This window comes from Pseudomonas sp. H1_G08, from assembly GCF_054681355.1.
The window spans coordinates 600688-616642 of sequence record NZ_CP162822.1; the positions used below are offsets into that span (position 1 = coordinate 600688).

Sequence of the window (15955 nt, forward strand, 5' to 3'; positions counted from 1 at the left end):
TTGAGATGACCAACATGACCGACAACAGCATCAACCAAGCCTTCGAAGCCGAGTGCCGCGAGCAGATCGCCCAGCAAGGTGACGACCCGAAACTGACCGGCCTGGCCCGGGATTTCTTCAACGAATCGGCCAAGCACAAATACAGCTACCACTTCTCGTGGATGGGCCGCCCGATCATCCAGCTGCCGCAAGACATGATGGCCATGCAGGAGATCATCTGGCAGGTCAAGCCGGACCTGGTTATCGAGTGCGGCATTGCCCACGGCGGTTCGATCATCTACTACGCCTCGCTGCTCGAGCTGCAAGGCCACGGCGAAGTGCTCGGCATCGACCTCGACATTCGTCCGCACAACCGTGAAGCCATCGAAAGCCATCCGATGGCCAAGCGCATCAAAATGATCGAAGGTTCGAGCATCGACCCGGCCATTGCCGCTCAGGTGCAGGCCGCCGCCAAAGGCAAGAAAGTCATTCTGGTCCTCGACTCCAACCACACCCACGATCACGTGCTCGAAGAGCTGCGTCTCTACGCGCCGCTGGTATCGGTCGACAGCTATTGCGTGGTCATGGACACCGTGGTTGAAGACATGCCGGCCGATTTCTTCCCGGATCGTCCATGGGGCCCGGGCGACAACCCGAAAACCGCCGTGTGGAAGTACCTGGAAGAGAACCAGGACTTCGAAATCGACCAGCAATTGCAGAACAAACTGCTGATCACCGTGGCGCCGGACGGCTACCTGCGTCGCGTTCGTTAATTCGCAACATTTACCCAGAGTTGTTTCGGCGAGTCGCCGGTTGTGGAGAGAAGTTATGCAAGGCAAGTACAGTTCTGAACTGACGCTACCGCTCGATGAGCTGTTGACGGTGGTGCTCATTACCCACAACCGACCGGCGTTCCTGCGTCGGGCTGTGAAGTATTACAGCGACTTGCCCTGCAAGATCATGGTGCTCGACTCCTCGCCGGAACGTCCGGAAGGCGATTTTTCCGCCGTCGATTACCATCATGTGCCGCAATTCGCGTACTGGGGGATGCAGGCCAAACTGGCCTATGGTGTCGAGCAACTGACCACGCCGTACATGGTGCTGGCGGCCGATGACGACTTCATCCTGCATGATTCATTGGCCGAATCCGTGGGTTTCCTGCGGGCCAATCCGGATTACGGCATGTGCCACGGCTACTGCCTGATGTACCTGACGCTGGCCGGTGGCGTCAGCTACTACCGCCGCGACAAAAAGGTCCAGGAAGACTACTGCTCTGAACAGGCTCAGGAGCGGGTCATCGATTACATGAGCCAGTACATCCCGCCGTTCTATGCGGTGACCCGTACTGATCTGATGAAGACCTGGCACTCGGCATTGCCACCCGGCACCAGCTTCCAGTGGCAGGAAATCGGCCATGTCTATTTCCTGCTGGCCAGTGCCAAAGCACGAATTCTGCCGATCCCTTATGTGGTTCGGGAGATCAACTACGGTGCCTCCGAGCACAGCACCGAGGTGTATCACTCGCTGACCTACGTCGATGCCAAATCGGTCGCCGAGCGTGAAGCCTTTGCCGAGTTCCTTGCCGCGCTGCCAACCCAGATCAAAGGGCTGAACGCCGAGCAGGGCAAAGCGCTTGCCCTGCAAAGCTTCGAGGCAATGGTCGACAGCCTGCAATCGAATCGAGCGCTGACTGCGGAGCTGATCATCCAGTCCACCTGGAATCAGGAGCTCAAGTACCCGGATCGTCGTTTCGGGCCTTTGCAGTACGTGGAAATGCCGTTCTACAACGAGGCATTTTTCGACCGCCTGGCGCAGTTCGAATTCATGCTGCACGCCATGCCGGCGGGGCGCATCCAGCTTGAAGGCCTGGAGGGCGTCTGGACCCGTCAGGCGCACTTGCTGCAAGCACGCAACAACGACACGCCGGAAAGCGTTCTCGACCGTTTGTGGCAGGCTCACGATCTCAATGCGTTCAATCGCACCGTGGTCAAGCGGCTGGCGGCTCAACTGACATCGATGGGCCAAGCCGAAGAGGCGCAAGCGATGCAGGCCTGGATCGAGCGTCTCGAAGCGTTGACCGTCGATGACCATCATGCGGTCATGGACAAGATGCAGTCCGGTCGCCTGCTCAACTGGCTGGCCGCACGTGCGCCCGGCGCTCACCTCGAGGCAATCGGCCAACATCTGGCGGTGAATGGCGGCGGGCCGCAGTTCGGCATTTTTCTGCTGGATCTGGACGACGACATCGACAAGCTTCAGGTGTCTCTCGACAGCTTGCTGGAAGGGCAGTGCAAGGCCTTCCGCATTGTCGTGTTCACCACCGGCGAAGCGCCCGCCGCGACCACGGCGCAGAACACCCTGCATTTTGTCCGAGTGACCGCGGGCAATCTGATCGACAAGCTCAATCAAAGCGCTCGTCAATCGCCGTGTGACTGGCTGCTGTTGGCTGAAGCCGGTGATGAGTTCACTGCCAGCGGATTGTTGCGCGCCAGCCTGGAGTTGATGAACGCCGGCGATTGCCGCGCGGTATCCACCGACGAAATCCAGCGTCAGGAAAACGGTGCACTGACCGACGTGTTCCGGCCGGGCTTCAACCTTGATCTGCTGCTGAGCCTGCCAACGCTGATGGCGCGGCACTGGCTGGTACGGCGCGATGCGCTGGTCGAAATCGGCGGCTATCGCGCTGATTTCAGTCAGGCACTGGAGCTCGATGTGCTGCTGCGTCTTATCGAAGAACACGGCCTCAACAGCCTGGCTCACCTCGACGAGCCGCTATTGATCAGCCAGGCACCAGAGCTGGTCGAGAATGCTGACGAGCGCCTGGCGCTGCTGCGCCATTTGGGCAATCGCGGTTACAAGGGCAAAGTGACGTCAGCGGTCCCGGGGGTTTACCAGATCGACTACCACCACAGTGATCGTCCGCTGGTGTCGATCATTATTCCGGCGGGCAGCGATTTGGCGGTGCTGCAACGTTGCCTTGAAGGTGTGTTGCTGCGTACCCGTTACCATCACTATGAAGTGCTGATCGCCGCGACTGCGGATCAGACGGCTGAGATCAATGACTGGCTCGGCACTTACAAGCACTCCAGAGTGCAGGTGCTGCGTACTGATCGGACGTTGAGCGCAGCAGGATTATTCAACGCGGGCAGTCGTCAGGCGCGTGGCGAGTACCTGGTGCTGCTCGCCGCCGATGCGGAAGTGGTCAATCCGAACTGGCTCGACTCTTTGCTCAACCATGCTCTGCGTCCGGAGGTCGGCGTGGTCGGGCCAAAACTGATCGACCGTGATCGCAAGATCAGCCAGGCGGGATTGATCCTGGGCATGAATGGCGGGGTCGATTCGCCCTTCGTCGGTGAAGATCACGATGCCGACGGTTACCTGCACCGCTTGGCGGTGGAACAGAACTACTCGGCGGTATCGAGCGTGTGCCTGATGGTCCGCAAAGAGTTGTACGAGGCGCTCGGCGGTCTGGACGAAAGCACATTTGCCGAAGGCTTCAGCGATGTCGATCTGTGCCTGAGCGCCGGGCAAGCCGGTTATCTGACGGTATGGACTCCGGCGGTGCAAGTCATCCATCAGGGCGGTATGCCTGACGCCCCGCAAGCGCTGCTGGCCCTGCGCGAAAAATGGCCGGCGGCATTCGTTCAGGATCAGGCCTACAACGCGAACCTGAGCCTGAAGGGCAAAGGCTTCGTGCTCGATGACAATGCTTCACTGGACTGGGCACAGTTGCTCGCTTAAGCCTGGCGACAGGGACGGAATTGAAAAAATGTTCAACGGTAAATCGATCTTCATCTCCGGCGGCACCGGCTCGTTCGGGCGCAACTTCATCCGTCGCTTGCTGGAGCAATACCAGCCCAAGCGTGTGGTGGTGTTCTCCCGCGACGAGCTGAAACAGTACGAGATGCAGCAGACCTTCAATGCGCCGTGCATGCGTTATTTCATCGGTGACGTGCGTGACGCCGACCGCTTGCGTCAGGCCATGCGCGGCATCGATTACGTGGTGCATGCCGCCGCGCTAAAGCAGGTGCCGGCGGCGGAATACAACCCGACCGAATGCATCCGCACCAACGTCAACGGCGCGGAAAACATCATCGCCGCTGCGATCGATAACGGCGTAAAGAAAGTCGTCGCGCTGTCCACCGACAAGGCGGCCAGCCCGATCAATCTGTACGGCGCGACCAAGTTGCTTTCGGACAAATTGTTCGTCGCCGCCAACAACATTGCCGGCGAGCAGCAGACCCGATTCGCGGTAGTGCGCTACGGCAATGTCGCCGGTTCGCGCGGCTCGGTAGTGCCGTTTTTCAGCAAGCTGATCGCTGACGGCGCGCAGGAGTTGCCGATCACCGACGAGCGCATGACGCGGTTCTGGATCACCCTCGACCACGGCGTGCAGTTCGTGCTCGACAGTTTTGCGCGGATGCACGGCGGCGAAGTGTTCGTGCCGAAGATCCCGTCGATCCGCATCGTCGATCTGGCGCGCGGCATGGCTGAACATCTGCCGCACAAGAACGTCGGCATCCGTCCCGGCGAGAAGCTGCATGAGTTGATGGTGCCGCTGGACGATGCGCGCATGACCCTGGAGTTCGAGGATCACTACACGATTCAGCCGTCGATTCGTTTTACCAGCGTCGACGTCGATTTTGCCGTCGATAAACTTGGCGAACGTGGGCGTGCGGTGGGCGAGGATTTCGAGTATCGCTCGGACACCAACCCGCATTTCCTTTCAGTGGGGCAGATCGCCGATCTGCACGCGAAGCTGTCGGTATGATTCCTTACGGTCGGCAGAGCCTTGATCAGGCGGACATCGATGCGGTGGTCGAGGTGCTGCAATCGGACTGGCTGACCCAGGGGCCGACTATCGAGCGCTTCGAGCAGGCCATGGCCGCGCGCTGTCAGGCGGATTTCGCCGTGGCGGTGTGCAATGCCACGGCGGCGCTGCACATCGCCTGTCTGGCCGCTGACCTGGGGCCGGGCGATCGCTTGTGGACCTCGCCGAATACGTTTCTGGCTTCGGCCAATTGCGGGCGCTATTGCGGCGCCGAGGTTGATTTCGTCGACATCGATCCGCTGACCTGGAACCTCGATGCCTTTGCCCTTGAAGCGAAGCTGGAACAGGCCGAGCGCGACGGCACGTTGCCGAAAGTCCTCGTCGCCGTCGCGTTCTCCGGGCAGAGCTGCGATATGCGCAAGATTGCCGACCTGGCGGTGCGCTACAACTTCACCGTGATCGAAGACGCCTCGCACGCGGTGGGCGCCAGCTACGCCGGGCGTCCAGTCGGTTGTGGCGACTTCGCGGCGATGACGGTGTTCAGTTTTCACCCGGTGAAAATCATTACCAGCGCCGAAGGCGGCATGGTCCTGACCAATCGCCCGGTGCTGGCCGAACGTCTGCGACGCCTGCGCAGCCACGGCATGACCCGCGATCCCGAGCACATGACCGAGCCGAGCCACGGGGCGTGGTATTACCAGCAAGTCGAGCTGGGCTTCAATTACCGGATCACCGATCTGCAAGCGGCGCTGGGACTGTCGCAACTACGCAAACTTGATGAGTTTGTCGCACGTCGCCGGGAACTGGCCGCGCGTTACGATCAGTTGCTCGCCTACCTGCCGCTGACCTTGCCGAGCGCGCAGCCAGAAGCCGATTCGGCGTGGCACCTGTATGTGGTGCGCTTGCAGACCGAGCGCTGCAACCTCAGTCATCGCCAAGTGTTCGAAGGTTTGCGCAACGCTGGCATCGGCGTCAATCTGCACTACATTCCCGTGCACTTGCAGCCTTACTATCGAGAGCTGGGCTTTGCCGAGGGCGATTTTCCCGAGGCCGAGCGCTATTACGCCGAGGCGCTCAGCTTGCCGCTGTTCCCTTTGCTCAGTGAGGCACAACAGGATCAGGTGGTCGAGCAACTGCGTCGGCTGCTGCTTGAGGAGTAAGGCACCGTGAGCTGCGTCGCGATCATCCCCGCCCGTGGTGGCAGCAAGCGCATTCCGCGCAAGAATCTCAAACCGTTCGACGGCGTACCGATGATCGTCCGCTCGATTCGCACGGCGCTGGAGTCAGGGCTGTTCGAGAGCGTTGTGGTCAGCACCGACGATGACGAAATCGCCGACGTCGCACGAGCACATGACGCTGAAGTGCCGTTCATGCGACCGGCCGATCTGGCCGATGATTTCACCGGTACCGCTGCGGTGATCGTGCATGCCTTGCAGCAATTGCCGACGTTCGATTACGCCTGCTGCGTGTACGCGACCGCGCCGTTGTTGCAGGCGCGTTATCTGCGTCAGGGTCTGGATTTGCTCAAGCAGCATCCGCACAAGTCATTTGCCTTTTCGGTGTGCGGTTTCGGTTTCCCGGTGCAGCGCGCACTGACCCTCGACGAGGAGGGCGCTTTGATGTCCATGTACCCCGAATTTCGTACCACCCGTTCGCAGGATCTGCCCGAAGCGTTTCAGGATGCCGGGCAATTTTACTGGGGGCGCAGCGAAGCGTGGCTGCGTGGCGAGACGCTGTTCTCGCCAGCGAGCCTGCCGGTGATCCTGCCGCGTCATTTGGTCCAGGACATCGACACGCCCGAAGACTGGCAACGCGCCGAATATCTGTACGCCGCACTCAGAGCCGGCGGAGAACTGCAATGAGAGTGCTGATCCGCGCCGACGCCTCGCCAACCATCGGCAGCGGCCACATTGCCCGCTGCCTGACCCTGGCGCGGATGCTGCGCGGGCAGGGCAGTCATGTTGCGTTTGCCTGTCGGCGTTTGCCGGGGCATCGACTCGAAGCCTTGAATGCCGAAGGCTTCGAGACCTTTGCACTGCCCGAGCGCTATCGCGACGAAGACCCGCTGCAGGCCATCGAATCGATGTTGCCGTGGCAGTTCGATATTGATGCACTGGGCCTGCTGCTGGATGGGCAGGCACCGTTCGACTGGATCATCGTCGACCATTACGGCCTCGATCATCACTGGCAAACCGCGGCCCGGCGCTGGGCGCATCGAATCGCTGCCGTGGATGATCTGGCCACGCGGCGTTACAGCGTCGATCTGCTGCTCAATCAGAACCTCTCGGGCTTGAGTGAAAACTATGCGGCGCTGCTGCCGCCAGGCTGTCGCACCTTGCTCGGCCCGCGCTACGCCATGCTGCGCGAAGAATTCAACTGCGATGCCATCGAGATCAAACCGAAGGCCCGGCGTGTGCTGGTGAATTTCGGCGGTTTCGACGCGGCGAGGCAGACTCATCATGCGATGCTGGCGCTGGCTGATTTCACTGAGTTGCAGGTGGACTTCGTCGCTGGCGCCGACAACCCGGCGTGGACGCAGATGCAAGCGTTGGCCGAGACGCGGCCGAACTGGCGCCTGCACAGTTTCGTCAGCGATTTCCATCAGCGCATGACTGAAGCGGATCTGTTTATCGGCGCTGGCGGTGGCACCAGTTGGGAGCGCGCGGCGTTGGGTTTGCCGACCATCTGCATCGCCGTGGCGAACAATCAGCAGGCCAACGGCGAAGTCATGGCCGCTGCCGGTGCGCATGTGTTCATGGGCGCCCGCGAGCAGGTCAGCGTCGAGCAGTTGCGTGATGCGGTCGGCTTCGTCGTAAACAATCATTTTCTACGCCGCAGCCTCGCCGAGCGTTCGCGGCAACTGGTCGACGGACGCGGTGCCGAACGCGTGGTGGCGGCGCTGGCCGGGGCGGTGCTGAAACTGCGCCCGGCAACCCAGGACGATGCGCAGTTGCTGTTCGATGGACGCAATGCCGAAGCAGTGCGGCGCTGGTCGCTGGAAACCGGCGTCATCGATTGGGCGCAACACCTGAACTGGCTGACGGCGAGTCTGCGCAATCCGCAGCGGCTGCTGCTGATTGCCGAGGCGGACGACGGCCCGGTCGGGGTGCTGCGTTACGACTTGCGCGGGTTTGAAGCCGAAGTCTCGATTTATCTGCTGGAGGGGCGCTTCGGCCTCGGTTGGGGCAGGGCAGTGCTCAGCCGTGGCGAAGTGTTTGTCGCTGCGCACTGGCCGCAATTGACGCGCATTACTGCGCGAGTCATGCCCGCCAATCAGTCCTCATTGAAAGTCTTCCGCGACGCCGGGTTCATCCAGGAAACCTGTGCGTTCAGCCGTGTTTTGAAGGATCACCCGCATGTCTAGTTTCAAGATTGGCCACCACACCATCGGTGCCGATGCGCCGCCGTTCATCATTGCCGAGATGAGCGGCAACCATAACCAGTCTCTCGACGTCGCTCTGCAAATCGTCGAGGCGGCGGCCAAGGCGGGAGCGCATGCCTTGAAGCTGCAAACCTACACCGCCGAAACCATGACCCTGGATTTGGCTGAAGGTGAATTCTTCATCAAGGATCCGGGCAGTCTGTGGGCCGGCACGTCGCTCTACGATCTCTACGAAAAAGCTCACACACCGTGGGAGTGGCACGCGCCGATTTTTGCTCGGGCCAAGGAGTTGGGGATGCTCGCGTTCTCGACGCCGTTCGATGACAGCGCGGTGGATTTTCTCGAAGGCCTCGAGGTGCCGGCGTACAAGATCGCCAGTTTTGAAAACACCGATCTGCCGTTAATCCGTCGAGTGGCAGCGACCGGCAAACCACTGATCATCTCCACCGGCATGGCGAGTATTGCTGAGCTGGATGAAACCGTGCGTGCCGCACGCGAGGCCGGGTGCAAGAATCTGGTGTTGCTCAAGTGCACCAGCACTTATCCGGCCACGCCACTCAACAGCAATGTGCGCACGATCCCGCATCTGCGTGAGTTGTTTGGATGCGAGGTCGGACTGTCGGACCACTCGATGGGCGTTGGCGTGTCGGTGGCGGCGGTGGCGCTGGGAGCGACGGTGGTGGAGAAACACTTCACCCTTGATCGTTCCGCCGGTGGCGTGGACGCGAGTTTTTCCCTGGAGCCTGCGGAGCTGGCCAGTCTGGTGGTCGAGACCGAGCGCGCCTGGCAAGCCATGGGCCAGGTGCATTACGGCGTGACCGAGGCCGAGCGCAAGTCGCTGGTCTATCGCCGCTCGCTGTATGTCACCGCTGACATGGCCGCCGGTGAAGCTTTTACCGGCGACAATCTGCGTGCCATTCGTCCCGGTCTCGGTCTGCCGCCCAAGCACACCGATGCCGTCCTCGGACGCCGCGCGCGCACCGCGATCAAGCGCGGTACGCCGCTGGACTGGTCGCTGGTCGAATAGGCCAATCTGCCATCGATTCGGCAAAATAGCGTGACCTGCGAGTCATAACGCGCATCTTCACTGTATTGTATTGACCGGGGAGATGGCGCCTGGCCCGTTTTGCGGTTCCAGTGATAGCCCTTTGCGCTTCCCGTGGCTGCCCGTCGTGGCGGCCGTTTTCTGTTTGTCGGCGCCCCTCGAATCCTTGCGAGCGGTGGTTTTGGGCTGTTTTTTATTGGGAAGCCGTAATGATTGGCATAAAAAGCATTGCGAGCTACGTTCCTGTAGCCGGCGTGGACAATTACGCACAAGGTGCAAAATTCGAAAAGGATGAAGAGTTCATCCTTGGCAAGATCGGTTCGGCGTTCCTGCCGCGCAAAGACGCTGAACAGGAAACTTCCGATCTGTGCGTGGAAGCGGCCAATGCGCTGTTTGCCAGCAACCCTGAACTGAAGCGTGAATCGATCGACGCGTTGATTGTCGTCACCCAGAACGGTGATGAAGAAGGCCTGCCGCACACAGCAGCAATCGTCCAGGACAAGCTCGGCCTGCCGACCAATGTCGCAGCGTTCGATATTTCCTTGGGCTGCTCCGGTTACGTCTACGGCATCTACGCGATCAAGGGCTTCATGGAAGCCGCCGGCCTGAAGAATGGCCTGCTGATCACCGCTGACCCGTACTCGAAAATCGTTGACCCGGAAGACCGCAACACCACCATGCTGTTTGGCGATGCCGCCACCGCCACCTGGATGGGCGAAAACCCGACCTGGGCGCTGGGCAAGGCCAAGTTCGGCACCGACGGTTCCGGCGCACCGCATTTGAAAGTCAGCAACGGCGTGTTCTTCATGAATGGTCGTCAGGTCTTCAACTTCGCTCTGCTGAAAGTGCCGGCGCACTTGCACGAGTTGCTCGACGATTCCAATCTCAAGGCCGATGACATCGACGCATTCTGCATTCACCAGGGCAGCGCGGCGATTGTCGACGCCGTGGCGCGACGCTTTGAAGGCGAACCGGAGAAGTTCATCAAGGACATGGTCGAAACCGGCAACACCGTGTCGTCGAGCATTCCGCTACTGCTGGAAAAACACGTGCTCGATTCCGACTGGCAGCGCGTTGCGCTGAGCGGTTTTGGTGTCGGTCTGTCGTGGGGCTCGGCGATCATCTATCGTCCGTAAACTGCAGAAAAACCACTGATACAAAAATAGCGTTCAAGGGTAACCTTGAACGCTATTTTTTTGCCCGAGAAGGAGCGCGAGGCGCCATGAGCGAGTTTTTCCAAGCCAATGCCGAGGTGTTGCAACGGCGCTGGCCGGCGCTGTTTGAGCGATTGATGGCTGAAGACAGCGCGTCCGTGCAGGCCGAACTCGTGCAAGGACTGGGCTCGACGCTGAGCGTCGATGGCATTCAGCTCACCAGTCGCCATGATCGTCTGCATGAGGCGCAAATCCAGGCGGCGAGCCTGCCGGAAAAACCGCATGTTCACGTCTATGGCACTGGCCTCGGCGATTTGCCCGGTGTGCTGCTTGAGCGCGCAGGGCTGGAGCGTCTGTACGTGCACATTCTCAACGGCGCGCTGTTCGCGCTGGTACTGCAACTGCTCGATCAGCGCCAGTGGCTGCAGGATCCCCGGGTCGAACTGTTTTACGCGGGTGATCACCCGGACTTTTTCACCCCGTTCTTTGCCCTGCCGGCCGAGATGTTATTGGCCGATGACTTCAACGCGAAGATCCGCGACCGGCTGATCAATGAAGTACACCTGACATTCAACAATCGCGATTTCGATCCGCAGTCGCCAGAAATCCAGCAGCGCTTGCAGGAATGTCTGCCGGTGTTGCTTGGCGATGACGATGTCGCGCAGTTATTCGGTAGCTGCGCCGGGCGCGAAGTCTACGTGATCGCCACCGGGCCGACACTGGAGCAGCATTTCGAACGTCTGGCGGCCATCCGTCAGCTTGCTGAGCGGCCGTTGTTCATCTGCGTTGATACGGCCTATCGGCCATTGCGTGAGCACGGCATCGAGCCTGATCTGGTGGTGAGCATCGATCAGCGCATCGGCTTTCGGCATCTGCCGTGCGAGGCGTCCGAGAACATTGCGCTGGTGTACTTGCCGATGAGCGATCCGCAGGTATTGAAGGCATGGAAGGGCAAGCATTATGGCGGCTATTCGGCCAGCCCGATCTACAGCGACCTGCGAGAACAGTATCCACGCGGTGAGCTGCATGTCGGCGGTAGCGTGATCCATCCGGCGGTGGATCTCGCGGTAAAAATGGGCGCGAGTCGAATCACTCTGTTCGGCGCCGACTTCGCCTTCCCGATGAACAAGACCCACGCCGGTTGGGACGACGGCGATTTAGGCCCGCCGCTGGCCCAGGCGCGGCACTGGGTGCGCGATGGTCATGGTCAGCGCGTCAGCACTCAGCTGAATTTTCGCGGCTATCTATGTGTGCTTGAGCGTTATATCGCTGCGCATCCGCAGGTCGAGTTTCTCAACAGCAGCCGCGCCGGTGCATCGATTGCCGGGACCGCTTTCAATCCGGAGTTCGTGCAATGAGTGCGCTGAACCAGAGTCAGCATCAGTGCCGCCAGTGCGCGGCTTTGTTTCGCTTGGGGCGTGATGTCGAGGCGGCGTTGACCATGGTCGATGTGTTCGAACAGGCCCATCAATCTCTGTCGTCTGCCTCAGTGGATATCCAGCAGGCGTGGGCACAGGTGCTCATGCAAATGCTCGATTGCCAGGAGCGCCAGGACTGGTTGGGACTGGCCGACTATATGGAATACGAACTGGTTGAATTGCTGGAAAGTGCCAGGCGCTGAACTGCTGCGCAGCACTGGCCCGCGGCTTTGCGTGACAGGCAGTTTTATGGCGTCATTTTTATGCGGTTGAAGTACAGCTAAGTCATTGTTTTATCGGGGGTGGCGTGGTGATGGCAAAATTTTTTCAAAAAGCCCTCAAGCAACCTGCAAACCCGACGATAACTATTACGAAGGTTCTCTAGGCCATACCCGGCGGTTGCCAGGGCCGGAAGCCGCAGTACCCAACCAACGAGGAATTCGTCATGGCTTTAACAGTAAACACCAACACCACATCGTTGAACGTTCAGAAAAACCTGAACCGCGCTTCCGACGCTCTGTCCACCTCGATGCAGCGCCTGTCTTCCGGCCTGAAAATCAACAGCGCCAAAGACGACGCCGCTGGCCTGCAGATCTCCAACCGTATGTCCTCGCAGATCCGCGGTAACACCCAGGCCATCCAGAACGCCAACGACGGTATCTCCGTTGCCCAGACCGCTGAAGGCGCTCTGCAAGCTTCGACCGACATCCTGCAGCGTATGCGTGAACTGGCTGTTAAAGCTCGTAACGGTACCAACGGCACCGCTGACCAGACCGCTACCAACGCTGAATTCGCTCAGATGTCTGACGAAATCACCCGTATCTCGGCTGCTACCAACCTGAACGGCAAAAACCTGCTGGACGGTTCGGCTGGTACTGTGACCCTGCAAGTTGGCGCAAACACCGGTTCGGCTAACCACATCGACCTGGTACTGAGCTCCAAGTTCGACGCCGTCAGCCTGTCGGTAGGTAGCGGTACTGTAGTTCTGACCGGTACTTCGGGTACTGGTGCTGGTTCTGCTTCGCAGAACATCGACAACGCGATCACTGCAATCGACGCCGCTATCGCTGCAATCGGTGCAACCCGTGCCAGCCTGGGTGCTTCGCAAAACCGTCTGACCAGCACCATCTCCAACCTGCAGAACATCACTGAAAACACCACCGCTGCTCAGGGTCGTGTACAGGACACCGACTTCGCCGCAGAAACTGCTAACCTGACCAAGCAGCAGACTCTGCAGCAAGCTTCGACCTCCGTACTGGCTCAAGCCAACCAACTGCCTTCCGCTGTACTGAAGCTGCTTCAGTAATCCGGAACAAGTTTAGGCGGGGGAGTGCGCTTGTCGTGCTCTCTCGCTTTTTTACGTTAAGAGGTGATGGGCATGGACATGAGCGTAAAGCTTAACGTGTCTTATCCGGCTCCCAAGCCAGTGACACCGGTTGCTGACAAACCGTCAGAGCTGCCTAAAGTCCAAAAGACTGAAGCACCGGTCGCTGCCAAGGATCAGGATTCGGACGGCGCCAAGTTGAAGCTGGCGGTGCAAGAGATCGAAAAGTTCGTCCAGTCGATCAAGCGTAATCTGGAGTTCTCGATTGACGAGCATTCCGGCAAGGTCATCGTCAAGGTGATCGCGAGCGAGACGGGTGAAGTCGTTCGACAGATTCCTTCCGCCGAAGCCCTCAAACTGGCCGACAGCCTCGCCAATGCAAGTCATGTATTGTTCGACGCCAAGGTCTGATAAATGGCATGAATAGTGTTTGTTCGTTCTCAGGACGCGTGTAACGGTCAAAAGAATGGCAGCAATCTGAAGGGAGATGCACATGGCAAGTCCAATTTTACCGGGTTCCGGACTGGGTTCCGGCCTGGACATCGGCGCGATCGTGACCGCGCTGGTCAACGCCGACAAGTCTGCCAAGCAGACGCAGATCGATACTGCTACCAAGACCAACAGTCTGAAGATTTCCGGTGTCGGTTCGTTGAAGAGTGCGCTGACCGCATTCCAGACGGCGATGACCAACCTGAGCAGCAAGACCAACCCTGCGTTTGCCGGCTTTGCGGCGACGTCGGGCAATACCGATATTCTCAGTGCCACCTCCGATAGCACCGCCGTTGCGGGCAAATACAATGTGGTGGTGAACAAGCTGGCCACGGGCTCGAAAATCGCCAGTGCTTCCTTTGCCGGCGGCGCCGCCAGTGCCATTCCGAGTGGTACCCTGAAAATCAGTCAGAATGGCACTGATTACAACGTCGACATCCCCGCCAATGCCACCTTGCAAACTACCCGTGACGCCATCAACAAGGCTCAGGGCGCCAACGGCATTTCCGCCAACATCGTCACCGACAGCTCCGGTTCCTCGCGCCTCGTTATCAGCTCAAGCAAGACCGGCGCAGGTTCCGATCTGACCGTTAGCGGTATTGCCGGTCTGGAAATCGATGGTACCCAGCTGATGGGTACCAGCCCGGCCGCTGGTGCTTCGGGCGCGGTCAACGGCGTTGCGCAAAATGCCGAGCTGACCATCGACGGTCTGACGGTAACCAGCAAGAGCAACACGGTAAGCGGCGCGATCAGTGGCCTGACCTTGAATCTGACCACGGCAACCCCGCTCAATGGCACGCCGACCGTCATCAGCGTCGATGCCAATACCAAGGGGCTGCAGACTTCGATTCAGACGTTTGTCGACGCTTACAATGCGCTGAAGAATACCGTTGACACGCTGTCCAAGGCGACGCCGGACGCAGACGGCAAACTGACTGTGCAGGCAGCCTTCACCGGCGACTCGCTGCCACGTTCGTTGATTGCCGATATCCGTGAGCAGTTGACGGCAGTCGGCGCTGGCGGACCGCTGGCGGTGTTGTCGCAGTTGGGTGTGATGACCGACCGCAACACCGGTAACCTGACGTTTGATACCGCTGCGTTCAACAAGACCATGGATCAGCCGGGCATGACTGGCCAGGTTCAGCAGCTGTTCACCGGGACCGACGATACCAACGGTCTGTTGGCGCGCATGAAGGCGGCAGTTGATCCGTACCTCAAAGCTCCAGCGGGTAGCAAGGTTACCAGCGGTTTGCTCGATCAGCGTCTGACCATTCTGAACAACAACACGCGCAACCTCACCAACCAGCAACTGGCGCTGGACCTGAGGGTCGCCAACCTGACCAAGACGTTGACCGCCAAGTACAACGCCATGGACTTGCTGGTAGGGCAGATGAAGGCAACGGCGAGCAACATCACGTCGTTCTTCAGCTCGCTGAACGCTCAGCAGTCAGCGAAGTAACAGTCAGTAACGACAAAAACCCGGCTACGCTTTATCGGCGTGCGCCGGGTTTTTGTCTTTTGATCTAAAGTTTTCGGGCCGGTTGGCGATACACTGGTTATACGAGTCAACGTGGCAATGAGGTAGAACATGAACCCGATGTTAGCCCTTCGGCAGTACCAGAAAGTCGGCGCCCATGCGCAGACGTCCGAAGCGAGCCCGCACCGCCTGGTGCAAATGTTGATGGAAGGTGGCCTGGCCCGGATTGCGCAGGCCAAGGGCGCCATTGAGCGCAAGGATATTCCCGGCAAGTGCACGGCGATCAGCAAGGCCATCGGCATTGTCAGTGGCCTGCGTGAAGGTCTCGACCTTGAAAACAATGCAGAGGCACTGGCCGATCTGGATGGCCTGTACATCTACATGATGAAGCGCCTCGCCGAGGCGAACATCAGCAGCGATCCCCGTGTACTCGACGAAGTCGCCGGCCTGCTGACCACGGTCAAAGAAGGTTGGGACGCCATCGCGCCCGTGCCGGCTCCGCAGTTCTGAAGGAGATCACCATGAGTCTTGTATTGCAGCGAATTGCCGATACCCGTGAAGCGTTGGTCGGAGCATTGGCCGAACGAAACTGGGAAGCCATCGGCGAGCTGGATCTGGCTTGCCGTTCCTGCATGGAAGACGTCATGGCGGAAGCTTCGCTGGACGAAGTTGCGTTACGCGATAACCTTGAAGAGCTGCTATTCGTCTACAAAGAGCTTCTCGAGGTGGCAATGGGCGAGCGGCAGGCGATAGCCAACGAGATGTCGCAGATCACCCAAGCGCAAAAGGCTGCAAAGGTTTACCATCTGTTTGGTTGATTAACCGTCAGTTGAACCATAGATGTGCGCCATAAATTTGACTGTGCACGGTTTTTTGACTTAACTAGTGGCTATTATCAGGTTTAGGGCGTCTACAG

The 15955-nt window shown here is 59.4% G+C and carries 15 protein-coding genes; all 15 read left to right on the forward strand.

Annotated elements, in window-relative coordinates; genetic code table 11:
- The first annotated feature begins 14 nt into the window (after positions 1-14).
- Positions 15-752, forward strand: a complete 738-nt coding sequence (locus AB4N85_RS02760; RefSeq protein WP_038860482.1) for a cephalosporin hydroxylase family protein — start codon at positions 15-17, stop codon at positions 750-752.
- A 55-nt stretch (positions 753-807) separates the two neighbouring features.
- Positions 808-3720 carry a glycosyltransferase family 2 protein gene (locus AB4N85_RS02765; RefSeq protein ID WP_252869001.1) on the forward strand — a complete coding sequence of 971 codons (2913 nt, stop codon included), beginning with the start codon at positions 808-810 and terminating at the stop codon, positions 3718-3720.
- 28 nt (positions 3721-3748) lie between these two features.
- The gene (gene pseB, locus AB4N85_RS02770; protein WP_041479004.1) at positions 3749-4750 is read left to right on the forward strand and encodes a UDP-N-acetylglucosamine 4,6-dehydratase (inverting); all 1002 of its coding nucleotides are present in this window, start codon (positions 3749-3751) and stop codon (positions 4748-4750) included.
- Positions 4747-5910: a UDP-4-amino-4,6-dideoxy-N-acetyl-beta-L-altrosamine transaminase gene (gene pseC, locus AB4N85_RS02775; RefSeq protein WP_252869002.1), complete on the forward strand. Its 1164-nt coding sequence runs from the start codon at positions 4747-4749 to the stop codon at positions 5908-5910. The genes pseB and pseC overlap by 4 nt, the downstream gene beginning before the upstream one ends.
- A 6-nt stretch (positions 5911-5916) precedes the next feature.
- Positions 5917-6612, forward strand: a complete 696-nt coding sequence (pseF, locus tag AB4N85_RS02780) for a pseudaminic acid cytidylyltransferase (protein ID WP_095180711.1) — start codon at positions 5917-5919, stop codon at positions 6610-6612.
- On the forward strand, positions 6609-8114 hold the full coding sequence (gene pseG, locus AB4N85_RS02785) for a UDP-2,4-diacetamido-2,4,6-trideoxy-beta-L-altropyranose hydrolase (protein WP_252869003.1): 1506 nt from the start codon (positions 6609-6611) through the stop codon (positions 8112-8114). Before pseF ends, pseG begins: the two co-directional genes overlap by 4 nt.
- Positions 8107-9159 carry a pseudaminic acid synthase gene (gene pseI, locus AB4N85_RS02790; protein WP_252869004.1) on the forward strand — a complete coding sequence of 351 codons (1053 nt, stop codon included), beginning with the start codon at positions 8107-8109 and terminating at the stop codon, positions 9157-9159. Before pseG ends, pseI begins: the two co-directional genes overlap by 8 nt.
- Positions 9160-9386: 227 nt before the next feature.
- On the forward strand, positions 9387-10313 hold the full coding sequence (locus tag AB4N85_RS02795; RefSeq protein WP_016771093.1) for a ketoacyl-ACP synthase III: 927 nt from the start codon (positions 9387-9389) through the stop codon (positions 10311-10313).
- 86 nt (positions 10314-10399) lie between these two features.
- Positions 10400-11689 carry a motility associated factor glycosyltransferase family protein gene (locus AB4N85_RS02800; protein ID WP_252869005.1) on the forward strand — a complete coding sequence of 430 codons (1290 nt, stop codon included), beginning with the start codon at positions 10400-10402 and terminating at the stop codon, positions 11687-11689.
- On the forward strand, positions 11686-11952 hold the full coding sequence (locus AB4N85_RS02805) for a hypothetical protein (protein ID WP_056783793.1): 267 nt from the start codon (positions 11686-11688) through the stop codon (positions 11950-11952). The genes AB4N85_RS02800 and AB4N85_RS02805 overlap by 4 nt, the downstream gene beginning before the upstream one ends.
- A 242-nt stretch (positions 11953-12194) precedes the next feature.
- Positions 12195-13055 carry a flagellin domain-containing protein gene (locus AB4N85_RS02810; RefSeq protein WP_016771090.1) on the forward strand — a complete coding sequence of 287 codons (861 nt, stop codon included), beginning with the start codon at positions 12195-12197 and terminating at the stop codon, positions 13053-13055.
- 72 nt (positions 13056-13127) lie between these two features.
- Positions 13128-13484 (forward strand): flagellar protein FlaG, encoded by a 357-nt coding sequence (locus AB4N85_RS02815; protein WP_041479011.1) that lies wholly within the window; start codon positions 13128-13130, stop codon positions 13482-13484.
- An 82-nt stretch (positions 13485-13566) separates the two neighbouring features.
- A complete protein-coding gene (gene fliD / locus AB4N85_RS02820) occupies positions 13567-15021 on the forward strand; it encodes a flagellar filament capping protein FliD (protein ID WP_024012100.1) in 1455 nt (484 codons plus the stop codon).
- A gap of 129 nt (positions 15022-15150) precedes the next feature.
- The gene (gene fliS / locus AB4N85_RS02825) at positions 15151-15549 is read left to right on the forward strand and encodes a flagellar export chaperone FliS (protein ID WP_041479013.1); all 399 of its coding nucleotides are present in this window, start codon (positions 15151-15153) and stop codon (positions 15547-15549) included.
- An 11-nt stretch (positions 15550-15560) separates the two neighbouring features.
- Complete coding sequence (locus tag AB4N85_RS02830; protein WP_016771085.1) at positions 15561-15857, forward strand: hypothetical protein; 297 nt, start codon at positions 15561-15563, stop codon at positions 15855-15857.
- The last annotated feature ends 98 nt before the right edge of the window (positions 15858-15955 follow it).

Excerpts from the sequence above, each read along its gene's own strand:
- AB4N85_RS02810 (WP_016771090.1), top strand. The coding sequence starts at position 12,195 with ATGGCTTTAACAGTAAACACCAACACCACATCGTTGAACGTTCAGAAA.
- pseI (WP_252869004.1), top strand. The coding sequence starts at position 8,107 with ATGTCTAGTTTCAAGATTGGCCACCACACCATCGGTGCCGATGCGCCG.
- AB4N85_RS02815 (WP_041479011.1), top strand. The coding sequence starts at position 13,128 with ATGGACATGAGCGTAAAGCTTAACGTGTCTTATCCGGCTCCCAAGCCA.
- AB4N85_RS02805 (WP_056783793.1), top strand. The coding sequence starts at position 11,686 with ATGAGTGCGCTGAACCAGAGTCAGCATCAGTGCCGCCAGTGCGCGGCT.
- AB4N85_RS02765 (WP_252869001.1), top strand. The coding sequence starts at position 808 with ATGCAAGGCAAGTACAGTTCTGAACTGACGCTACCGCTCGATGAGCTG.
- pseC (WP_252869002.1), top strand. The coding sequence starts at position 4,747 with ATGATTCCTTACGGTCGGCAGAGCCTTGATCAGGCGGACATCGATGCG.
- AB4N85_RS02795 (WP_016771093.1), top strand. The coding sequence starts at position 9,387 with ATGATTGGCATAAAAAGCATTGCGAGCTACGTTCCTGTAGCCGGCGTG.
- pseG (WP_252869003.1), top strand. The coding sequence starts at position 6,609 with ATGAGAGTGCTGATCCGCGCCGACGCCTCGCCAACCATCGGCAGCGGC.
- fliD (WP_024012100.1), top strand. The coding sequence starts at position 13,567 with ATGGCAAGTCCAATTTTACCGGGTTCCGGACTGGGTTCCGGCCTGGAC.
- AB4N85_RS02760 (WP_038860482.1), top strand. The coding sequence starts at position 15 with ATGACCGACAACAGCATCAACCAAGCCTTCGAAGCCGAGTGCCGCGAG.
- fliS (WP_041479013.1), top strand. The coding sequence starts at position 15,151 with ATGAACCCGATGTTAGCCCTTCGGCAGTACCAGAAAGTCGGCGCCCAT.
- AB4N85_RS02830 (WP_016771085.1), top strand. The coding sequence starts at position 15,561 with ATGAGTCTTGTATTGCAGCGAATTGCCGATACCCGTGAAGCGTTGGTC.
- pseB (WP_041479004.1), top strand. The coding sequence starts at position 3,749 with ATGTTCAACGGTAAATCGATCTTCATCTCCGGCGGCACCGGCTCGTTC.
- AB4N85_RS02800 (WP_252869005.1), top strand. The coding sequence starts at position 10,400 with ATGAGCGAGTTTTTCCAAGCCAATGCCGAGGTGTTGCAACGGCGCTGG.